This window comes from Leifsonia sp. L25, from assembly GCF_050632895.1.
Genome location: NZ_JBODRZ010000003.1, coordinates 1318003 through 1336403, shown reverse-complemented (window position 1 = coordinate 1336403; position 18401 = coordinate 1318003). Strand labels below are relative to the sequence as shown.

General features: G+C 70.3%; 18 protein-coding genes and 1 pseudogene. 8 read left to right on the top strand and 11 right to left on the bottom strand.

Annotated elements, in window-relative coordinates:
• Positions 1–120: 120 nt before the first annotated feature.
• Complete coding sequence (locus ACRAWC_RS10450) at positions 121–327, bottom strand: cold-shock protein (protein ID WP_369961448.1); 207 nt, start codon at positions 325–327, stop codon at positions 121–123.
• 498 nt (positions 328–825) lie between these two features.
• Here ACRAWC_RS10450 and ACRAWC_RS10445 point away from each other — a divergent pair, with 498 nt between their 5' ends.
• Positions 826–1254, top strand: a complete 429-nt coding sequence (locus tag ACRAWC_RS10445; RefSeq protein ID WP_431347660.1) for a hypothetical protein — start codon at positions 826–828, stop codon at positions 1252–1254.
• 38 nt (positions 1255–1292) lie between these two features.
• Here ACRAWC_RS10445 and ACRAWC_RS10440 read toward each other — a convergent pair whose 3' ends face one another.
• Positions 1293–2774, bottom strand: coding sequence for a PQQ-binding-like beta-propeller repeat protein (locus ACRAWC_RS10440; protein WP_431347659.1), 1482 nt, complete (start codon positions 2772–2774; stop codon positions 1293–1295).
• Between the two features lie 54 nt (positions 2775–2828).
• Here ACRAWC_RS10440 and ACRAWC_RS10435 point away from each other — a divergent pair, with 54 nt between their 5' ends.
• Both ACRAWC_RS10435 and ACRAWC_RS10430 read left to right on the top strand, forming a co-directional pair.
• Complete coding sequence (locus ACRAWC_RS10435) at positions 2829–3470, top strand: NADPH-dependent F420 reductase (RefSeq protein WP_431347658.1); 642 nt, start codon at positions 2829–2831, stop codon at positions 3468–3470.
• Positions 3406–4611 (top strand): annotated as a pseudogene (locus tag ACRAWC_RS10430) (alpha-amylase family glycosyl hydrolase); the annotation flags it as partial. The gene ACRAWC_RS10435 and the pseudogene ACRAWC_RS10430, both read left to right, overlap by 65 nt.
• 825 nt (positions 4612–5436) lie before the next feature.
• Here ACRAWC_RS10430 and ACRAWC_RS10425 read toward each other — a convergent pair.
• The 4 genes from ACRAWC_RS10425 to ACRAWC_RS10410 all read right to left on the bottom strand — a co-directional run bounded on the left by ACRAWC_RS10425 (position 5437) and on the right by ACRAWC_RS10410 (position 8280).
• Positions 5437–5733 carry a DUF2277 domain-containing protein gene (locus ACRAWC_RS10425; RefSeq protein WP_431349416.1) on the bottom strand — a complete coding sequence of 99 codons (297 nt, stop codon included), beginning with the start codon at positions 5731–5733 and terminating at the stop codon, positions 5437–5439.
• A 244-nt stretch (positions 5734–5977) separates the two neighbouring features.
• Positions 5978–6463, bottom strand: coding sequence for an FBP domain-containing protein (locus ACRAWC_RS10420; RefSeq protein ID WP_431347657.1), 486 nt, complete (start codon positions 6461–6463; stop codon positions 5978–5980).
• 288 nt (positions 6464–6751) lie between these two features.
• Positions 6752–7177, bottom strand: a complete 426-nt coding sequence (locus tag ACRAWC_RS10415) for a hypothetical protein (RefSeq protein WP_431347656.1) — start codon at positions 7175–7177, stop codon at positions 6752–6754.
• Positions 7178–7341: 164 nt separating this feature from the next.
• Positions 7342–8280 carry a carbohydrate kinase family protein gene (locus ACRAWC_RS10410; protein ID WP_431347655.1) on the bottom strand — a complete coding sequence of 313 codons (939 nt, stop codon included), beginning with the start codon at positions 8278–8280 and terminating at the stop codon, positions 7342–7344.
• A 226-nt stretch (positions 8281–8506) separates the two neighbouring features.
• On the opposite strand from ACRAWC_RS10410, the gene ACRAWC_RS10405 reads away from it, so the two are divergent.
• Positions 8507–9871 carry a glycoside hydrolase family 32 protein gene (locus tag ACRAWC_RS10405; protein WP_431347654.1) on the top strand — a complete coding sequence of 455 codons (1365 nt, stop codon included), beginning with the start codon at positions 8507–8509 and terminating at the stop codon, positions 9869–9871.
• Positions 9868–11058, top strand: coding sequence for a glycoside hydrolase family 32 protein (locus ACRAWC_RS10400; protein ID WP_431347653.1), 1191 nt, complete (start codon positions 9868–9870; stop codon positions 11056–11058). Before ACRAWC_RS10405 ends, ACRAWC_RS10400 begins: the two co-directional genes overlap by 4 nt.
• 68 nt (positions 11059–11126) lie before the next feature.
• Here ACRAWC_RS10400 and tatC read toward each other — a convergent pair whose 3' ends face one another.
• The 5 genes from tatC to ACRAWC_RS10375 form a co-directional block, all read right to left on the bottom strand.
• Positions 11127–11876, bottom strand: coding sequence for a twin-arginine translocase subunit TatC (tatC, locus tag ACRAWC_RS10395; protein WP_431347652.1), 750 nt, complete (start codon positions 11874–11876; stop codon positions 11127–11129).
• Positions 11873–12172 (bottom strand): Sec-independent protein translocase TatB, encoded by a 300-nt coding sequence (locus ACRAWC_RS10390; protein WP_431347651.1) that lies wholly within the window; start codon positions 12170–12172, stop codon positions 11873–11875. The genes tatC and ACRAWC_RS10390 overlap by 4 nt, the downstream gene beginning before the upstream one ends.
• A gap of 10 nt (positions 12173–12182) precedes the next feature.
• Positions 12183–12395: a twin-arginine translocase TatA/TatE family subunit gene (gene tatA / locus ACRAWC_RS10385; protein WP_431347650.1), complete on the bottom strand. Its 213-nt coding sequence runs from the start codon at positions 12393–12395 to the stop codon at positions 12183–12185.
• Positions 12396–12489: 94 nt separating this feature from the next.
• Positions 12490–14001 carry a GH32 C-terminal domain-containing protein gene (locus ACRAWC_RS10380; protein WP_431347649.1) on the bottom strand — a complete coding sequence of 504 codons (1512 nt, stop codon included), beginning with the start codon at positions 13999–14001 and terminating at the stop codon, positions 12490–12492.
• A complete protein-coding gene (locus ACRAWC_RS10375; protein WP_431347648.1) occupies positions 13944–14987 on the bottom strand; it encodes a LacI family DNA-binding transcriptional regulator in 1044 nt (347 codons plus the stop codon). Before ACRAWC_RS10375 ends, ACRAWC_RS10380 begins: the two co-directional genes overlap by 58 nt.
• A gap of 149 nt (positions 14988–15136) precedes the next feature.
• On the opposite strand from ACRAWC_RS10375, the gene ACRAWC_RS10370 reads away from it, so the two are divergent.
• Genes ACRAWC_RS10370 through ACRAWC_RS10360 form a run of 3 tightly spaced genes read left to right on the top strand, consistent with a single transcriptional unit; the run spans position 15137 to position 18374 of the window.
• On the top strand, positions 15137–16543 hold the full coding sequence (locus ACRAWC_RS10370; protein WP_431347647.1) for an ABC transporter substrate-binding protein: 1407 nt from the start codon (positions 15137–15139) through the stop codon (positions 16541–16543).
• Positions 16543–17502 (top strand): carbohydrate ABC transporter permease, encoded by a 960-nt coding sequence (locus ACRAWC_RS10365; protein ID WP_431347646.1) that lies wholly within the window; start codon positions 16543–16545, stop codon positions 17500–17502. Before ACRAWC_RS10370 ends, ACRAWC_RS10365 begins: the two co-directional genes overlap by 1 nt.
• Positions 17499–18374, top strand: a complete 876-nt coding sequence (locus tag ACRAWC_RS10360; RefSeq protein ID WP_431347645.1) for a carbohydrate ABC transporter permease — start codon at positions 17499–17501, stop codon at positions 18372–18374. The genes ACRAWC_RS10365 and ACRAWC_RS10360 overlap by 4 nt, the downstream gene beginning before the upstream one ends.
• Positions 18375–18401 lie beyond the last annotated feature (27 nt).

Genomic DNA, 18401 nt, shown 5'->3' with positions numbered 1-18401 from the left:
CCCAGCCGAGGGTGTGGGCGAACGCCCGAGATACCGCAAGCGTAGGCGCGCAGGCTGAGTGTTCGTCGGTGCCCCGCTGTGGAAACGGTGCCCGGTCTCGCGACCGGGCACCGCACCAGATCAGGCCTGGCGGATGTTCGCGGCCTGGGGACCCTTGGGGCCCTGTGCGAGGTCGTATTCGACCTTCTGGTTCTCGTCGAGGTTGCGGTAGCCGCCGTTGGAGGCGATCTCGCTGTAGTGGGCGAAGACGTCGGCGCTGCCGTCATCCGGGGCAATGAAGCCGTAGCCCTTTTCCGAGTTGAACCATTTGACGGTGCCAGTGGGCATCTTTTCTTCCTTCATTATTCTTCGGGAGCCGTGAGGACGGCTCCGGTCGCCGCGCCCGAATCGGCGCGGACGGTGGTGGGCGCCGCGGCGGACGCGGTGCGGTGGGGTGCGCCGGAGGAGGGTCTCCGCCTCGGCGAGCGTGGGCGCTGTCCCGACGGCGCGGGAACGGCTGTCGAGCACCCGGAATCGCCCGTCGCGGAGCTCGGCGATGCCGCCGTACTCGTCGTCGGCGGTCGCGACCCAGACGGTGTCGTCGGCTTGGCGCCAGGTGAGTGCGGCCGGGGGCCGCGAAGTGCTGATGATGGTGAGTCCTTTCGCCTCGGAGGAGGCGGGGATGATGCCGCGGGCGACGTTGCTGCGGACGAGAAGATCGGAGTCGGTGGTAAGTGGATTCTGCGCGCCTGGTAGGAGTTCTGGAAGGCGGCCCCGCACGCGACACCCGGATGGGAAGGACCGGTTTCTGATGCGGGACCGTCTCGGTCACACGATCGGAAACGCGTGATCACGCCCGACGCAGAGGACGAATCCTCCGGTCGGCCTCCGACCACCCTACACGGCGAACCCGAAAAGGAAGCCGAAAGGTTCGAGGTGCACGGGCCGCGGCCCACGCAAGTGCTGGTAATCGAGCGCGGAACGCGTACCGTTCCGTACATCCACAAGGAGAGGCGGCGCGGCGTGCTCGTACTCTTCAGGATCGACAGAATCCTCTACCGACCGATCGAGGACGTGCGGACCAGCAAGGCCGCGATCGTCGCAGCCGCGCGCGCTGGTGGCGCGTTCGTGCCATTCCTCTCTCCCACCGGAGTCAGCGAGATCTTCATCACGGCCAGCACAGCGGTCCGGATCGAACTCGTCGATGAGGAAACGAGCGACGGGCCGTTCTCGGAAGAGCCGGACGGTTCGTCGTTCGGGTTCGGTGATCTGTGACCGGTCGATGTGGCCGCCCGCTCCCGCCGACGCGACACTCACCCGCCCCCGCGGAACGCGACCACCCCCGAGTCCGTCCCCACCAGTAGCATCCCGAGCCCTGTGCTCGGGCTCACGAAGTGCGGCACCGAGTCGCCCACAGGCCGCTGCTGCATCACTGCGCCGCTCGCCGCGTCGAACTGGCTGACCGTCCCGCCCGGGTATTGGACCGCCCACACCGTCCCTCCGACGATGATCGGGGCCCCGTTCGCGCCCGGGAGGCGCCGGCCACGCTGACCGGCGGTCAGGTCCACAGTCTGGATGCCCCCTCCGCTGCACGGGACGAAGAGCCGGTTCGTCGTCTGGTCGTACGCTGCGCCGCCGTCGGGGTCGCTGCCGCAGATCCCGCTGATGCTCGCCGCCTCGGACAGGTCCGACTGGCGCAGGAGGAAACCGACATCGGTCTTCCCGGCGACGAACAGGAGGCCTCCGGGGAGTAGCACCGGGTTGCCCGTCCCCAGGTCGTCGTCGCCGCCCGCGCCCTGGTCCGTGAACGCGGCGAGCGGCTTCAGGTCGGGCGACAGCTTGAGCACGCTCTCCGCGTACTGGATGGGGTCGGGCCCGCTGCCCGGCGGGTCGGGGTTGGAGTTGCCTGTCGACACGTACAGGTCGCCGGCCGCGTCGACCGCGGGCGCGCCGCCGCCCTGCCAGATCGCGCCGCCCTGGCCATCCGCTGCCGCCTCGAAGGATACGAGGCCGGGCGCGCCCGTCTCGTTCACCGCGACGACCCAGCCGTGGTACGCGCCGCAGTCGCCGTAGTTGCCGCCGTAGGCGATGTAGACGCGGCCGTTCGCCACAGCGAGTGACGCCCGCTGGAGGAGGTGGACCGGGTCCTCGCCGGAGGGGAGCGGCGGGTCGACGTTCTCGGAGAGCACCAGCTGCCCCGTGGCGACGCTGAAGCCCTCGAGCTGGTGATGAACCGCGCCTCCGCCGGTGCTCACCTCGCCCACGACGTACAGGGTCCCGGTGGCGGCGTCCACGGCAGGCGTGCTGGTGACGCCGAGCGGGTCGATGTCCCCGCAGCCGGCGACCGAGCCGACGTCCGTCAGCGGTGCGCCCAGGGAGGCCGACCAGACGACCTTCCCGCCGGCGGGGTCGAGCGCGACCACCCGGTTCGTCTCGGTCGCCGCGATCACCCGGCCGCCCGCGACGACGGGCTGGCCGAACACCGCGCTGCCGAGGTCGGCCGACCAGGCGCGGGTGAGCGAGGCGAGCGATGCCCCGGCGGCGACCGCCCCGGTGCGCGCAGGACCGGCGTGGTACGAGGACCAGGACGTGACGCCGGGCAGCGGCACGGCGACCGGCGTCGACGATCCCGACGGCGTCGGGCGGGAGGGCGACGGCGTGCCCGACGCGCGGGAGGCCGTCGGCGACGGGGTCCCGGAGGCGGCGCATCCCGCGAGCAGCAGCAGGCCGCCCAGCGCGGCCGCTCCGAGGCGGGCGCGCGTGCGGCCTGCGGATCCCCGCGTCGCGCGGTGCATGGCGACAGCGTATGCCTCGTGGAATTCTCCCGGGCCGCTTCTGTTGCACCCAGCATGACGAACGTAGGAATCATCGGAGCAGGCCACATCGGCCAGGCACTCGCCCGCACTTTCATCCAGCACGGCTACACGGTCACGATCGCGAACTCGCGCGGGCCGGAGACGCTCGCGGAGCTGGTCGCCGAGCTGGGCCCGTCGGCCACGGCGGCGACGGCGGCGGAAGCCGGAGCGGCGGGCGATTTCGTGGTGGTGACCGTCCCGCTGCGCAGCTATCGGGACATCCCCGTCGAGCCGCTGGCAGGCAAGGTCGTGATCGACACGAACAACTACTACTTCGAGCGGGACGGCCACATCGCCGAGCTCGACGACGGGACCGCGACCACCTCGGGACTCCTGCAGGCGCACCTCCCGGAGTCGCGCGTGGCCAAGGGCTTCAACCACATCGGTGCGCGGGACATCGCGACCACTGGGTCGCCGGCGGGCACCGAGAACCGTCGCGCCCTCGCCACGGCGAGCGACTACGAGGACGCCGCGGCGCTGGTGACCTCGATCTACGACGAGTTCGGCTTCGACACGGTCAACCTCGGCCCGCTCTCGGAGAGCTGGCGCGTGGAGCGCGATCGTCCCGCCTATGTGGTGCGGCAGAACCGCGAGGAGCTGGAGGCCAACGCGGCCAAGGCGCCGCGCACGGTCTGAGGCCGGAGCGCCCCCTTCACCGCGCGCCGTCGCGCGCCGAAAATCTCTTGGTCGATCGGATGCCGCGCCCTACGGTGGGTCACGTGAGCATCGGAAGCAGCACGATCGAGGGCGAACGTCGCGATTTCGAGCGCAGGCTCGCGGTGGAGGGGAGCGCCTGCGCCGCCTCCTCGGCGCGATCTACGGCGGCCATCCGGGACTGTCGGCGGCGCTCGCGAGCACCCTGGAGCTCGTTGACACGTCCTGGCGGGAACGCTCCGCCGCGCTCAAGGACCTCGATCGCCGGCGCTCGGAGCGGCCGGACTGGTTCCAGTCCAACGCGATGCTCGGCGGCGTCTGCTACGCCGACCTCTACGCGGGCGGCGTCTCGGGCCTCCCGGAGCGGATCCCCTACTTCCGGGAACTCGGCCTGAACTACCTGCACGTGATGCCGCCGTTCCGCACTCCGGAGGGCAACTCGGACGGCGGCTACGCGGTCTCCAGCTACCGGGACCTGAACCCGCGGCTCGGCACCATCGACGACCTCCGGGCGCTGGGGGAGGCGCTGCGCGCGAACGGCATCTCGCTCGCCGTCGACTTCGTCTTCAACCACACCGCGAGCGACCACGAGTGGGCGCGGCGTGCGGCCGCGGGCGACCCGGTCTACCGGGGCTTCTACTGGATGTTCGACTCGCGCGAGCAGCCGGACCGGTTCGAGGAGACGACGCGGGAGATCTTCCCGGACGATCACCCGGGGTCCTTCGTGCAGCTCGCGGACGGCACCTGGGTCTGGGCGTCGTTCCACTCGTTCCAATGGGACCTCAACTACTCCAACCCGGCCGTGTTCCGGGCGATGGCGGGTGAGATGCTCTTCCTCGCCAATCTCGGAGTGGAGGTGCTGCGGATGGACGCCGTCCCCTTCATCTGGAAGCAGCTCGGCACCTCCAGCGAGAACCTCCCCCAGGCGCACCTGCTGCTGCAGGCCTTCAACGCCGTCTGCCGCATCGCCGCGCCGGCGATGGTCTTCCTCTCGGAGGCCATCGTGCACCCGGACGACGTGCTGTCGTACGTGCGCCCGGACGAGTGCCAGCTCAGCTACAACCCGCTGCAGATGGCCCTGACCTGGGAGGCGATGGCGACCCGCGACGTGCGGTTGCTCCAGAGCGCGCTGGCCGACCGCCACCGGACGCCGGCCGGGACCGCCTGGGTCAACTACGTGCGGAGCCATGACGATATCGGCTGGACGTTCGCGGACGAGGACGCCGTCCGGTTCGGCATCGACCCGTACCTCCACCGCCGCTTTCTCAACGACTACTACACCGGCCGCTTCGAGGGCAGCTTCGCGCGGGGCGTCGCGTTCCAGTACAACCCGAAGACGGGCGACAGCCGGGTCGCCGGGACGACCGCCTCGCTGGCCGGCTGCGAGTCGAGCGACGCGGGCGGACCGGGCCGGGTGCTGCTCGCGTACTCCCTGGCACTGTCGACAGGTGGCATCCCGCTGATCTACCTGGGCGACGAGGTCGGCCAGCTCAACGATTACGGGCAGCTCGAGGTCGAGGGGCGCGCGGACGACTCCCGGTGGGTCGGCAGGCCGGCGCATCCGTCGCGGCTGTATGAGGAGCGGACGGATGCGACGACGCCGGCCGGCGGCCTCTTCGCGCGGATGCGATGGCTCATCGAGCTCCGCCGGCGCAACAGCCAGTTCGGCGGCGGCGAGCTCGTCGCGCTGGACACCGGGAATCCGCGGGTCCTCGGGTATCTCCGGCCCGGGGAGGAAGAGCGTCCGCTCCTTGTGCTGGCGAACTTCGGCGACTACCCGGAGCGCGTCGAGGCGTGGGCGCTCGCCGGACGGGCTGCGCTGTGGACGGATCTGGTGACCGGTGAAGGCCACGACCTCCGGGAGGGCGTAGCGCTCGCCGGGCACGGGTTCGTGTGGCTGGTGCCGGAGGGGTGCCGCCGGCGGAGTGAGCAGTCGGCTCCGGAGCCGTCACCCGACCGCCGTCCGGATCCGCACCTCGCGCTCCATCCGCTTCTCGTGCCGCGCCCGCCCCTTGAGCGCTTCTGTCTCGCGGGTCTTCGGCGGCGCGTTGGTGACGAGCTGATCGAGCATGCGGCGGGTGGCCTCTGCGACCTCGTCGATCGCCTGGTCGAACGCGGCGGCGTTCGCTCGGGAGGGGCGCGTCGAGCCGCTGACCTTGCGGACGAACTGGAGGGCGGCCTCCCTGACCTCATCGTCCGTCGTGGGCGGCTCGAAGTTGTGGAGGCAGCGGATGTTCCGGCACATGCCGCGACGATACCGCCATTCAATCCCGGGCGCTCTGCGTCTTCTCAGGTTGAATGGCGGAAGATTTCCCGGTCACCCCCACAGCACGATAGGAACCACCCTATGAGCTCGCTCCGCGATCACATCGAGCGCACCCTTCCGGAGACCGACCTCGGCGTCGCCGAGGCCGACGGCCTCACGAACACCGGCGCCATCACGCTTCCACAGCACTGACGGGCGTTCGCGAGGCCGCGGCCTCCGCGCGTCAGCCCTCGGCGACGCGGCGGAGGAACGTCGTGACGTGCTCCCGCAGTGCGTCCATCCGCTGGAGGCGGGCGGCCTCCACGTCGAAGCCGACGTAGGCGAGCGGCGGCCGCTTGCGGACGTTCGCCGAGCACTCGAAGCCGGCGCAGACGAGGGTGCCCAGCGTGTTGCCGTTGCGGCCCGCCGCGCCCGCGCGCTTCGCGATGAAGAAGACGACCTCGTTGGGCAGGTGCACGTCCTCGCACCACGAGCACTGCGGCCGGCTGCGGACGCCGCCGTCGGCCTTCCGCAGCAGGACGCCGACGAGTTCGCCGTCGACCTCAGCGACCACAGCGCCCAGGTTCGGGTTCTTGCGGTCGCGCCAGCCGAGGTAGTCGAGGTCGTCCCAGCGCGTGTTCGCCAGGTCGGGGAGGGTGAGCTCCTTGCGCTCGCGCTGGGAGGCGTTGACGAAGGAGGAGCGGAGCTGCTGCTCGTTCAGGGGAAGCATGGATGGAGGTCCTGTCTGTTCTGCGGACCGCGGGACGCCGAGGCGTGGCCGGGTCCGGTGCGATGGGGCTCGCAGGGCCTCCGAACGGGAAGCGGCGGCGCGGCAAGGCGCACGAATGCGAGCGGGAGCGCGCGAAGAGGGCGCGCAGGATCACGGGAAGAGAGGCAGGGCTATCTCACGCCGGCGAGGAGAACGCCGACGACCTCCAGACGCCCGACGGGCTGAGACGAGATGAGCAGATCCACCCGGGTAGTCTACGACACGCCCGGGCGGCGGCGCCGTCGACAGCTACGCCCGCGACGCGTTCCCGATCCCGTACGACGCGAAGAACGTCCCGCCGTACAGGGCCGCTGCGGCCAGGAACCCGACCGCCATCACGTAGGACGCCCATTCGCTGCCGCTGGCCATCGTGCCGACGCCCGCCAGGAACGTGATCACGATGACGACGAGCCCCCAGAGCGCCAGGCGCCGGCCGACACCGGCCCTGCGGGCGGCGACGAGCAGCCGGATACTGACCACGACCAGGCCGATCGCGACCAGGATGTGCAGAATGACGATGATCGTGTCCACGACGATCGCGAAGGTGCCCTTCGGCTCGCCGATGAGGTTTGCCGCCATCCCGAGCAGGAACTGGAGGGCCAGCGCGGACAGCGCCTCCCGCGAGCGACGGCGCAGGCTGTCGGTCGGGCTCGGAGCTGCAGAGGGTGCGGACATGGTGCTCCTTCGGCTCAGGGGATCTGCGTTCTGGCCATTCTGCTCCCACGACCGGCCCACGGGATAGCCGACGCTCGAAGGCGGGGGCGTCAGTCGTCTGCGACAGATCCCTCGGGTCCCAGCCGGGAGCGACGGCTCCGGCCCGCTGCCAGCGGTCGCTCGCGTCAGTCCAGCTCGGCCGACCGCGGCGGCTCCGCGCCCGCTCGGGAGACCGTGATCGCCGCGGCCCGGGCGGCGAACGCGCCGGCCTCCGCGAGCTCGGCCGCGCTGCGCGGCCGGCGGCGCAGGTCGCCCGTCAGAAGCCAGGCGAGCAGTGCGGCCATGTAGCTGTCGCCGGCGCCCACCGTATCCGCGACGTCCACGTGGATCGGGTCGACCTCCACCTGGGTGTCGCCCGAGACGAGGAGGGAGCCTGCCGATCCTCGAGTGACCGCGACGATCGCGCCGTGGGAGGCGAGGGCCACGGCCGTGTCGGCGTCGGAGCGCCCGGGGTAGAGGAAGCGGGCGTCCTCGTCGCTGAGCTTGACGAGGTCGGCGCGCGCAGCCAGCCGCTCGAAACGCTCGCGTGCGGCACGCGGTTCCCCGACCAGGTCGGCACGGATGTTCGGGTCCACGCTGACGGTCACATCGGCGGTGGCGGTCATCACGAGGTGCTCGATCCGGTCGGCGCCGGGAGCCAGGAACGCCGAGATCGAACCGACGTGGATGTGGCGCACCGCCGGGAGCTCGACCGTCTCGGCCAACGTCCACGCGATGTCGAAGGCGTACCGTGCCGAGCCGTCGGGCTGGATGGTGGCCACGGCGCTCGACGTCGCCGGCAGCAGCCAGGACTCCGGCAGGATGTCGACCCCGTCGCGGGCGAGCCGGGCGGCGATCGCGGCGCCGCGCGCGTCGCGGCCGAGCGCGGTCAGGAACGCGGTGGGCACTCCGAGGCGCGCCAGGCCGAGCGCGACGTTCGCGGGGGAGCCGCCCGGGTGCTCCCGGGTCGCGTCGCCGGACCGGATGACGTCGATGAGGGCCTCGCCGGCGACCAGGACGGCTGCGGCGGGAGCGGGTGCGCCGGGAGCGGGTGTGCCCGGGGTGTCGGCGGTCGACGATGCCATGCTGCGATCTCCTTCATGCGCGTTCGGGAGCGGACCGCGCCGCCGTGGGGTTGACCTGCGCGGCGGAGCGATCCAGACTACGTACTGATCACTTTAACCAATACGTATTGATACGTCGAGCCAATCTTTTCGACCGCGACCAATACGTATTGGTTCGTGAATCGAACCGACACCCCGCGGCGAGCACCGCCTCCCGCGAACGCCTTCAGAGAGGAAGGTCACCCTCATGTTCCGATTCCCGCACCCTCCGCGCGCGCTCCTGCGGCAGCGTCCCGGCCGACCCAGGGGTCGCGTCGCGGCCGTCGTCGCTGCGGCAGCCGCCGCAAGCCTCGCACTGGCCGGGCTCGCCCCCGCCGTGAGCCCCGCGGCGGCCACCCCGGCACCGACCCCATCCACCACCTACGGCGAGCCCTACCGCCCCCAGTTCCACTACTCCCTGCCGACAGGCTGGATCGGCGACCCCAACGGCCTGGTCTACAAGGACGGCCTGTACTACCTGTTCAGCTACGGCACCTGGCGCGGCGCCGTGAGCAAGGACCTGGTGCACTGGACGAACATCGACGTGAAGGGCCCGGCGCCCGACCCGGGCGCGGGCGCGTTCTTCTCCGGCAGCGCCGTGGTCGACACGCAGAACACCAGCGGGTTCGGCACCGCGAAGAACCCGCCGATGGTCGCGGTCTACACCAGCGTCCAGGCGGGCACGAACGTGGAGTCGCAGGACATCGCCTACAGCGTTGACGACGGCCGCACCTGGACGCGGTACGCAGGCGACCCCGTCATCGACCTCCACTCGGTCAACTTCCGCGACCCGAAAGTGTTCTGGTACGCGCCGAAGCACGAGTGGATGATGGCCGTCGCGCTGAGCGACCAGTACAAGGTGGCCTTCTACACGTCGCCCGACCTCAAGACGTGGACGCAGGCGGGCGCCTTCGGGCCGGCCGGCGCGACCACGGGGGTGTGGGAGATGCCCGACCTCTATCCGCTCCCGGTCGACGGCGACGCGAAGACGCAGAAGTGGGTGCTGAGCGTGAGCGTCGGGAGCACCGGCGTGCAGTACTTCGTCGGCGCGTTCGACGGCGCAACGTTCGTCCCGGACGGGCCCGCGACGTACACGCCGCCGGCGGGGACGCCGCTCGACACGTTCGACTCCGGCGGCTACGGGGCCTGGACCACCGCCGGGACGGCCTTCGGCGCAGCCCCGGCGTCCGGCGCCCTTCCGGACCAGCAACCGGTCACCGGCTACCCGGGCAGCCACTTCGTGGACAGCTTCACCGGCGGCGACGCCGCCACCGGGACGCTGACCTCCCCGGGGTTCACCATCGACAAGAGCCGGCTCAACTTCCTCGTCGGCGGGGGCGACAACCCGTACGCCGCCGGAGCGGTGCCCTTCGGGACCCTGCCGCAGGGCACCGTGCTCACCGACTTCTCCGGCTCCTCGTACGACCCCGGCTGGACGACGACCGGCGCGTTCGTCGGCACCGGGCCCAGCCACGAGACGCTGGGGAACCAGGTGAGCTCGGGCGTGCTCGACACCTGGGGGCCGAACGGCGATCCGGGGAGGGCACGATCACCTCGCCGACCTTCACGGTGACCTCCCCCTATATCGACCTCCAGGTCGCGGGCGGCACGCATCCGATGAGCCAGCCGAACCCGACCGCGGTGAACCTCGTCATCGGCGGCACGGTGGTCGCGACCGCGACCGGCAACAACTCCGGGTCGCTGGCATGGACGACGTGGGACACCTCCGCGTACCGGGGTCAGCAGGCGCAGCTCCAGGTGGTCGACCAGAACGACGGCTCCACCGGCTGGGGCCACCTCATGGTCGGCGACATCGTGCTCGCGAACGAGAAGGCGCCGGTCTGGGACACGCAGACCTCCGTCGATCTCGTCGTGGATGGCCAGGTGGTCCGCTCGGCCACCGGGAAGAACAGCGAGAGCCTCGACTGGGCGTCGTGGAATGTCGCTGACCTGCAGGGCAAGCAGGCCAGCATCCGGATCGTCGACAACGCGACGGGAGGCTGGGGCCACATCCTGGCCGACGACTTCAGTCTCGCGGACCAGCCGGCCCTGAACCAGCTCCAGCGCGCCTCCTGGATCGACTACGGTTCGGACTTCTACGCCGAGAACACCTGGAACGACGCTCCGGGAGGCCAGCGCGTCGACATCGCCTGGATGAACAACTGGGCGTACGCGGCCAACGTGCCGACCTCGCCGTGGCAGGGCGCCGAGTCCATCCCGCGCACGGAGTCCCTGCGGACGATCGGCGGGAAGGTCCGGCTCGTCCAGACTCCGGTGGAGGCGCTCGCGAACCTGCGCACCGGGCCGGTCACGACCGTGCGGAAGCAGGCGGTCACGGGCACGAAGCCGATCGCGGTGTCCGGCGCAGAGCTGGACGTGGAGGCGCGCCTGACGGCGGGAACGGCGTCCGCCTTCGGCCTGAACGTGCGGACCGGAGGCGGGCAGTACACGCAGATCGGCTACGACACCACGACCGGCGAGTTGTACGTCGACCGCACGCACTCCGGCGACACGGGCTTCAACGCCGCGTTCCCTGGGCGCGCCACCGCGCCGGTGGCGCTGGACAGCGCGGGCGGCATCGGGCTGCGCATCCTGATCGACGCCTCGTCCGTCGAGGTCTTCACGGCGGACGGCACCCGGGTGATCACCGAGCAGATCTTCCCGGATGCGGCGAGCACGGGCGTCAGCGCCTTCGCCACCGGCGGCACCGCGGGGATCGACTCGATGCAGGCCTGGCATGTGAAGTCGATCTGGAACTGATCCCCCGCACAGAGAAGCTCCCCCGTCCGGAAGACCGGGCGGGGAGCTTCTCGCGTGGACGCTGCCGGTCAGGCCGGCACGCGCGACGCCCTCCGATCGTGCAGCGCCGCGACGAACCACGCCAGGTAGTACAGCGCGATCAGCGGCCCGGCGAGGAGCAGCATCGAGATCACGTCGGCGGACGGCGTCACGATGGCCGTGAAGCCGAGGATGACGAGGAAGGCGATCCGCCAGCTCCTGAGGATGGACTGCGCAGACAGGATGCCGAGGAGGTTGAGCAGGACCAGGAAGACCGGGGACACGAAGGCGAATCCGGCGGCGACGACGAGTTTCAGCACGAACTGGAAGTAGTCGTTGGCCTGGATGAACGAGGACGACCCGTCGGCGGCGAACCCCGTCAGGAGCAGCACGATGTGCGGCACGATCAGCCAGCCGGCGACGCAGCCGCCGAGGAACAGCGGCACCGCGGTGAAGAAGAAGCCGAACCCGTAGCGGAGCTCTTTCCGGCTCAGGGCGGGCACCAGGTACGCCCACACCTGGTAGAGCCAGATCGGGCTGGAGGCCACCAGCCCGATCGCGAAGGCGGCCTGCATCCGGAGGTCGAAGGCTCCCGTGATGGTGTCGAAGTTGAGCGCCGCGAGCCGGTGCTGGGAGGCCGCCGCCTGCGCGATCGGCGCACGGAGCGCCGCGAGCAGGAGGGGCGAGACGAACCAGCCGCCGACGGTGCCGGCCAGCAGGGCTGCGGCGGAGCGCACCGCGCGCCGGCGCAGCTCGGACACGTGCGCGGCGAGCGTCATCCGGGCGCCGCGCCTGGTCACGGTGACTCCTGGCGGGTGCCCTCGAGCGCCGAGGCGGCGGTCTCGACGGACGCCGGCTCCGCGAGCAGTGCCTCGCGGATGATCCGCCGCGGGTCGTATTGGCGCGGGTCGAACGAGCGCCAGTCGACGTCGACCGAGTCCCCGACCTCCTCTCGCACTGCGCGCTGGGCGTCGTCGGCGAGCGTGCGCAGCTTGCGGACGGCCAGCGCGAGCTTCGACGCGTAGGCCGGGAGGCGGGTCGGCCCGATCAGGAACGCCGCGATCACGCCGAGCACGAGCAGTTTCTCGAAGCTCATGACGGCACGCTCAGCCGCGCGTGGTGATCCCGTCGGAGCCCGCGACGCCCTCCGGCTGCTTCGCGGGCGCGTCCGAGTCCGAGAGGTCGTGGACCTCCTTGCGGAAGATCCGGATGGACTGTCCGAGGCCCTTCGAGAGGGCGGGCAGTCGCGTGGCGCCGAACAACAGCAGCACCACCGCGAGGATCACGAGCAAGTGCCAGCCACCCAGGTTCGCGAACATGGTCATCTCCTTTGATTCACGTAGCTAATTCGTATAGATAATTCGTATTGGTAGGGTAAGCAGCGCCTCCCCGGATGTCAAGCGAGGTCCTCCGCTACGAACGGGTCCGGGCCTCCAGGCGCACCAGTTCGAACTCCCCGTCGGTCGCGAAGACGCCGACGTGCCCCGAGGTCAGGTCGTAGACGCGCGTGCTGAGCGCTACGCGGTCGTCCACCACCGCGACGCACAGGTCGCCGTCGAGCTGGACCTCCAGCGTGTGCCGTCCCGGCCGCAGCGGCACGGGCCGCTCCAGCTCGACGGCGTGCGGGACGTCCCCGCGGATCTGCCACTGCTCGCCGCCGGTGGTCCCGCGGGGCCACCGGTCGAAGACCAGCCGGTCGCGCTGCGGCTCGAGGCGGAGCACGTACGCCTGCTCACCGTCGTCGGAGGCTCGGAGCAGGAGGCCGCACGCCTGCGTGCCCGGCGCGATGTCGAACTCCGCCACCAGCAGCGTCTCGGACGAGAGCCGCGGACCGAGCCACGCGGCGTAGCGGTCGATCGCGCCGGCACCGGGGGCCGCGTCGGTGCCGTCCAAGGCCGTCAGGTCGCCGCGCAGGTCGCGCACGGAGTCGTAGAGCGCGGAGACCGCGCGGGGGAGCCCGAACGACAGCGATCCGTCGGCCTCCTGGCCGGCACGCAGCACCGCCATCGTGCCGGCCCACTGCCAGGCGCCGGCGTCGCTCTCGCCCTCCTTGCTCGCGATCCAGCCGATGAAATGCCGCTCGCCGTCGAGCTCGACGGTCTTGGAGGCGTAGAAGGCGCGGCCGTCGACGGTGTCGCGTTCGGGCGCCCGCCACGGGCCTTCGGGGGAGTCGGCGACGCGGTAGCGGGTCTGGAAGGAGTCGGAGAACTCCGAGTAGACGAGGTACCAGTGGTCGCCCCACGGGAAGACGTCCGGGCACTCCTGGGCGATGAACCGGCGCGGGTCCCAGAGCGGCTCGGCGTCGCGCCAGTGCACGAGGTCGTCCGAGACCAGCCGCGCGACGAGGCCGGAGCGCCGGTACGGGGCGTCCTGCCGGCGCGCGGCCAGCAGCATCTGCCACGGCTCGCCGGGTGCGGTGCGGAAGACGAACGGGTCGCGCCAGTCCTCCGGCGCGTACCCGTCGAGGGCGCCGAAAGTCCACTCGGGATGCCGTTCCCACACGGCGGGATCGCCGCCCGAGGTGGCGTGGCAGACGACCTGCGCGTCACCGTCCGCGGTGCGGATGCGCGGGTTGTGGCCGGTGTAGAAGAGATGGAGGAGGCCGTCGTCGTCCGTGACGACGCTGCCGGTGTAGCAGTCGAAGTCCTCGGCCGCTGGTCCGCCCGAGGGCAGCACCGCACCGCGGTCCGCGAAGGTTGCGAAGTCGCGGGTCGTGACCGCCGCCCACGGCATCCCCTCGTCGCGGTCGACCGGCCGGCGCGGGTCGCGGGTGTCGAGGAGATAGTAGAGCCAGACCGTGCCGTCCTTCTCGAACGGGATGACATCGCCGACGAACCCGCCCGGCGGCCGGAAGTGGGTGGTCGACCTCACCGCGCCGACGCCGTCCGCGGCGCGGCGAGCGAGGCGCGCTCGATGTACTGACACGGGACGAGGGTGCGCCCCTGCGGTTCGTCGTCCGCGATCAGAAGGCTGCCCGCCGTCATCCCCATCTGGAGGTGCGGGAGTGCGACGGTCGCAAGCGGCGGGTGCAGCTCGGCGGCGAGCTCGGGCTGGTCGTCGAAGCCGACGATGCTGATGTCCCGCGGGCACTCCAGCCCGGCGGAGTGCGAGGCGAGCAGGGCTCCGACCGCCATCCGGTCGTTGCCGCACACGAGCGCCGTCGGCGTCGCTTCCTGCAGGACGCGCGCAGCGAGGTCGTAGCCGGAGGACACGTGGTACGTCCCGTACTCGCGCCGGATCGACGCGGGGTCGATCCCGGCGGCGACGGCCGCGTCGACGAGGCCGCGCTCGCGCTCCTGGCACGCGTAGTCGGACGCCGGTCCGCCGAGGAAGACGACGTCGCGGTGGCCCGCGGCGAAGGTCGCCGCCGCGACATCCCGGCCGCCCTGGTACTCGTCGGCGAGCACCAGCGCAGCGTCGGGCAGGTTCTCCGGCCAGCAGTTGACGAAGATCGTCCGGATGTCCTCCCCGACGTCCACCGCCTTCACCGGCTCGGGACCGGGCGCGGCGTAGACCAGGCCGGCGACGCCCTGGCGGACCAGGTTCTCGACGGCCGCCTTGCCGTTGTCCGGCGTCTCGGAGATCTCGACGACGAACGACACGTAGCCCGCGGGCTGGACCGCCTGCTGCACACCGAGCACGATCTGACCGGCGTAGGGCTGCGAGACGACACGGTCCGCGATCACCCCGATGGTGAACGGCCGGTTGGAGCGCAGCGACTGCGCGGCGCGGTTGGGCTGGAAGCGCAGCTCCTTCGCCGCCTGGAGGATGCGCGCCCGCGTCTCCGGCGCCACCGAGATGTCGCGCCGGTCGTTGAGCACGAAGGACACCGTCGGCTGCGACACCCCAGCGCGTTTCGCGACGTCCTTCATGGTGACGCGCTTCGGCGCCCTGTTGTCGTTTCCAGCCATGATGCGATCCTCCCGCAACGATCATGCCACAGAAGCCAATACGTATTTGCAATTGCGATGCCGGCGAGTTATGCTCGGAACCCCAATACGTATTAGTCGGGTTGCGGCACCCCCCGCCGCATCCCAGACGCTCAGAGAGGAGCGCACGGATGACCAACACATTCGGACCGGCCATTGACCGTCGCACGTTGCTCAAGCTCGGCGGGGCCGGGCTGGCATTGACGGGACTGGCCTCGCTGGCTGCGTGCTCCACCGCAGGCGCGGGTGGCGGCACGAACGCATCGGGCACCATCAAGATGCTGTACTTCGGCGACCAGAAGGCGGCCACGGCACTGCAAAACACACTGCAGCCGCAGATCAAGAAGCTCGACAAGAACGCCACGCTCCAGGTGACCGCGATCAACGGCACCGACTGGAACGACTTCCTCGCGAAGGTGCTCACCCAGATCGCGGCCGGGGCCGCCCCCGACCTGGTGAGCGTCGCGACCGAGGGCCTGCAGCTCATGGCCTCCAAGGACCTCCTGATCCCGCTGGACAGCTACGTCACCAAGGACCTGTCGTCCCTGCAGACCTACTTCGACCAGATCCACCCGGCGCTGGTCGAGTCGATGATGTACCAGGGCCACCTGTACGAGCTGCCCGACAGCTTCAACGCCGGCAGCATGTTCTACAGCACGGACCTCTTCCAGAGGGCCGGGCTCTCCCGGCCCTCCGACAACTGGACGATGGACGAGTTCCACACCTACGCGACCAAGATCAACGGTCTCGGCGGCGACGTCAACGCCTTCGACTGGGTGGTGCGCCTCTGGGGGAGCTGGACCTCGTTCCTCTACGCCAACAACGGCAACCTGCTCGAGGAGGGCAAGTACTCCGGCGGCGACTGGCTGTGGAGCAAGGCCTTCGCCAACAACCCGGTCGGCGTGCACGGCCGCAAGGGCGGCTGGAAGTGGGGCACGCCGACGGCCAACTCGGAGGCCGCGATCGAGGCGCTCGAGTACGTGGTCGACCTCCAGCGCTCCGGCCTCTCGCCGTCGCCCGACGTCGGCGGCGGCTCGACCCTGCAGGGGCTGTTCTCCACCGGCCGGATCGGAATGACCATCGGCGGCGGGTTCTGGGCAGGCGGCCTGCACAACGCGGGCATGGCCGACGGCAGCTTCGACGTGCAGCGCTTCCCGACCTGGAAGAGCAACAAGTCGCTCTTCGGCGCCGGCGGGTACGGAATCTTCAACTCGTCGAAGAACAAGGACCTGGCCTGGGAAGTCGTGAAGATGATGGTGGAGCCCTCCACCTTCGACATCATGTTCCCGGGCAACGTCACAACGCCGGGCCGCAAGCAGCTGCTGACGGCCGACCGGTACAAGACGACCGGACCCGAGCACTGGTCCGTGTTCTACGACCAGCTCGAGGGCTCGGTGCCGATCTCGGCGCCGCCGTACTACAACGCCCTCGCCACCTCGCTGAACCAGCGGACCACGCAGGCCATCTCGTCGGGCAACGCCAAGGCGGCGCTCGACGGCATGCAGTCCGACTTCGAGAAGGCTGCGCAGGCGTCCTGATGGCTGTCCAGACCCAGGAGCGCCCGCGCGTGAATGGGGCGACCTCTCCTCGCCGTGCCGTCCGTCGCCCCGGTGTGCGACGGGCGGCCCGGCGGGAGGGCGCGTTCGGCTATTCGATGATCGGGCTCGCGGTGGCGTTCGTCGCCGTGTTCACGTTCATCCCGATCCTCGCCTCCCTCGGGCTCTCGTTCTTCTCGTGGGACGTCATCTCGCCTCCCAAGTTCGTCGGCGTCGCCAACTTCACGCGGCTGTTCTCCGACGGCTCGACCCTCGCGTCGTTCGGCGTGACCATCGTGATGGCCATCGGCATCGTGGTACTGCAGATCTCTGTGGGGCTGCTGCTCGCGGTGCTCGTCAACAGCCGCAAGCGGAAGTCCACCAAGGTGTTCTTCCGCACCGCGTTCTACCTGCCGCTGCTGGCCTCCACCGCCGCCGTGTCGATCTTCATGGGCTACCTGTTCGACGCGAAGTTCGGGCTGGTCAACTACTACCTGACGCAGCTCGGGCTGCCCCCGGTGCCGTGGCTGACCAACCCGGTCGCAGCGCAGATCACGATCATCCTGATCGTGGTGTGGCAGCAGGTCGGCTTCACCTTCGTGCTGTTCGTCGCGGCGCTCACCTCGGTGCCGCAGGAGGTTCAGGAGGCCGCCGCGATCGACGGCGCCGGGGCATGGCGCACGCTGCTGCGGATCAAGATCCCGCTGATCAGCCCGACCATCCTGTTCGCCACCGTCGTGGCGATGATCAACGCCATGCAGCTTTTCGACCAGCCCTTCATCATGACGAAGGGCGGCCCGGGAACCGCCACGACCACCGCGACGATCGCGATGTACCAGACCGGCTTCCAGAACCTGCAGTTCGGCTACGCGTCGGCGATCGCGATCCTGCTGCTCGTGATCATCCTCGCGCTGACCGGCATCCAATTCCTCGCCGCCCGAAAGCTGGTGTTCTACCAATGACCACAGATGTCGCTCCGAGCACGACGGTCGTGCTCGGCCGCCGCCGCCGGCCGATCGTCAAGGTCGGCAGCATCGTCGGCATGGTGCTGCTCGTCCTCGCCGCGGTGTTCGCGCTCGGCCCGTTGCTCTGGACGCTGACCACCTCGCTGCGCACACCGGCGGAGGCGTTCACCAACCCGCCGCAGTGGATCCCGACCAGCCCCGACTTCAGCAACTACGCCGCGGTGTTCAACCAGATCCCGATCGGGCAGTTCTTCCTCAACAGCGTCATCGTGACCGTGCTCATCGTGGTGGGCCAGACGATCACCTGCACGCTCTCCGGCTACGCCTTCGCGATGGTGTCGTTCCCGGGCAAGAACACGATCTTCGGGATCTTCCTGGCCACCATGATGGTGCCGTTGCAGACGATCATCATCCCGGTCTTCGTCATCGTGAAGACCATGGGGATCAGCGACTCGCTCGCCTCGCTCATCATCCCTGCGCTCGGGAGCGCGTTCGGCACCTTCCTGATGCGGCAGTACTTCATGCAGATGCCGCGGGAGCTCGGCGAGGCCGCGCGCATCGACGGCGCGACGCACTGGGGCGTGTTCCGGCACGTCTACGCGCGGATGGCCTCGCCGGCGATCGCGACCCTGGCGATCCTGAACTTCTCAGGGTTCTGGGCCGAGTTCTACCGGCCGCTGATCTTCATCCAGTCGCAGAGCAACTTCACGCTGCCGCTCGGCCTCGTCGGCCTCCAGGGCAACCTGGGCACCGGGTCGATCTCGGTGGTCCTGGCCGGCGTCATCCTGGCGATGATCCCCAGCGTGCTGCTGTTCATCTTCGCCCAGCGCTACTTCATCGAGGGCGTCACCGCCGGCTCGTTCCGCTGAGCGTTCCCCATCCTGGCCGCGCGGCCG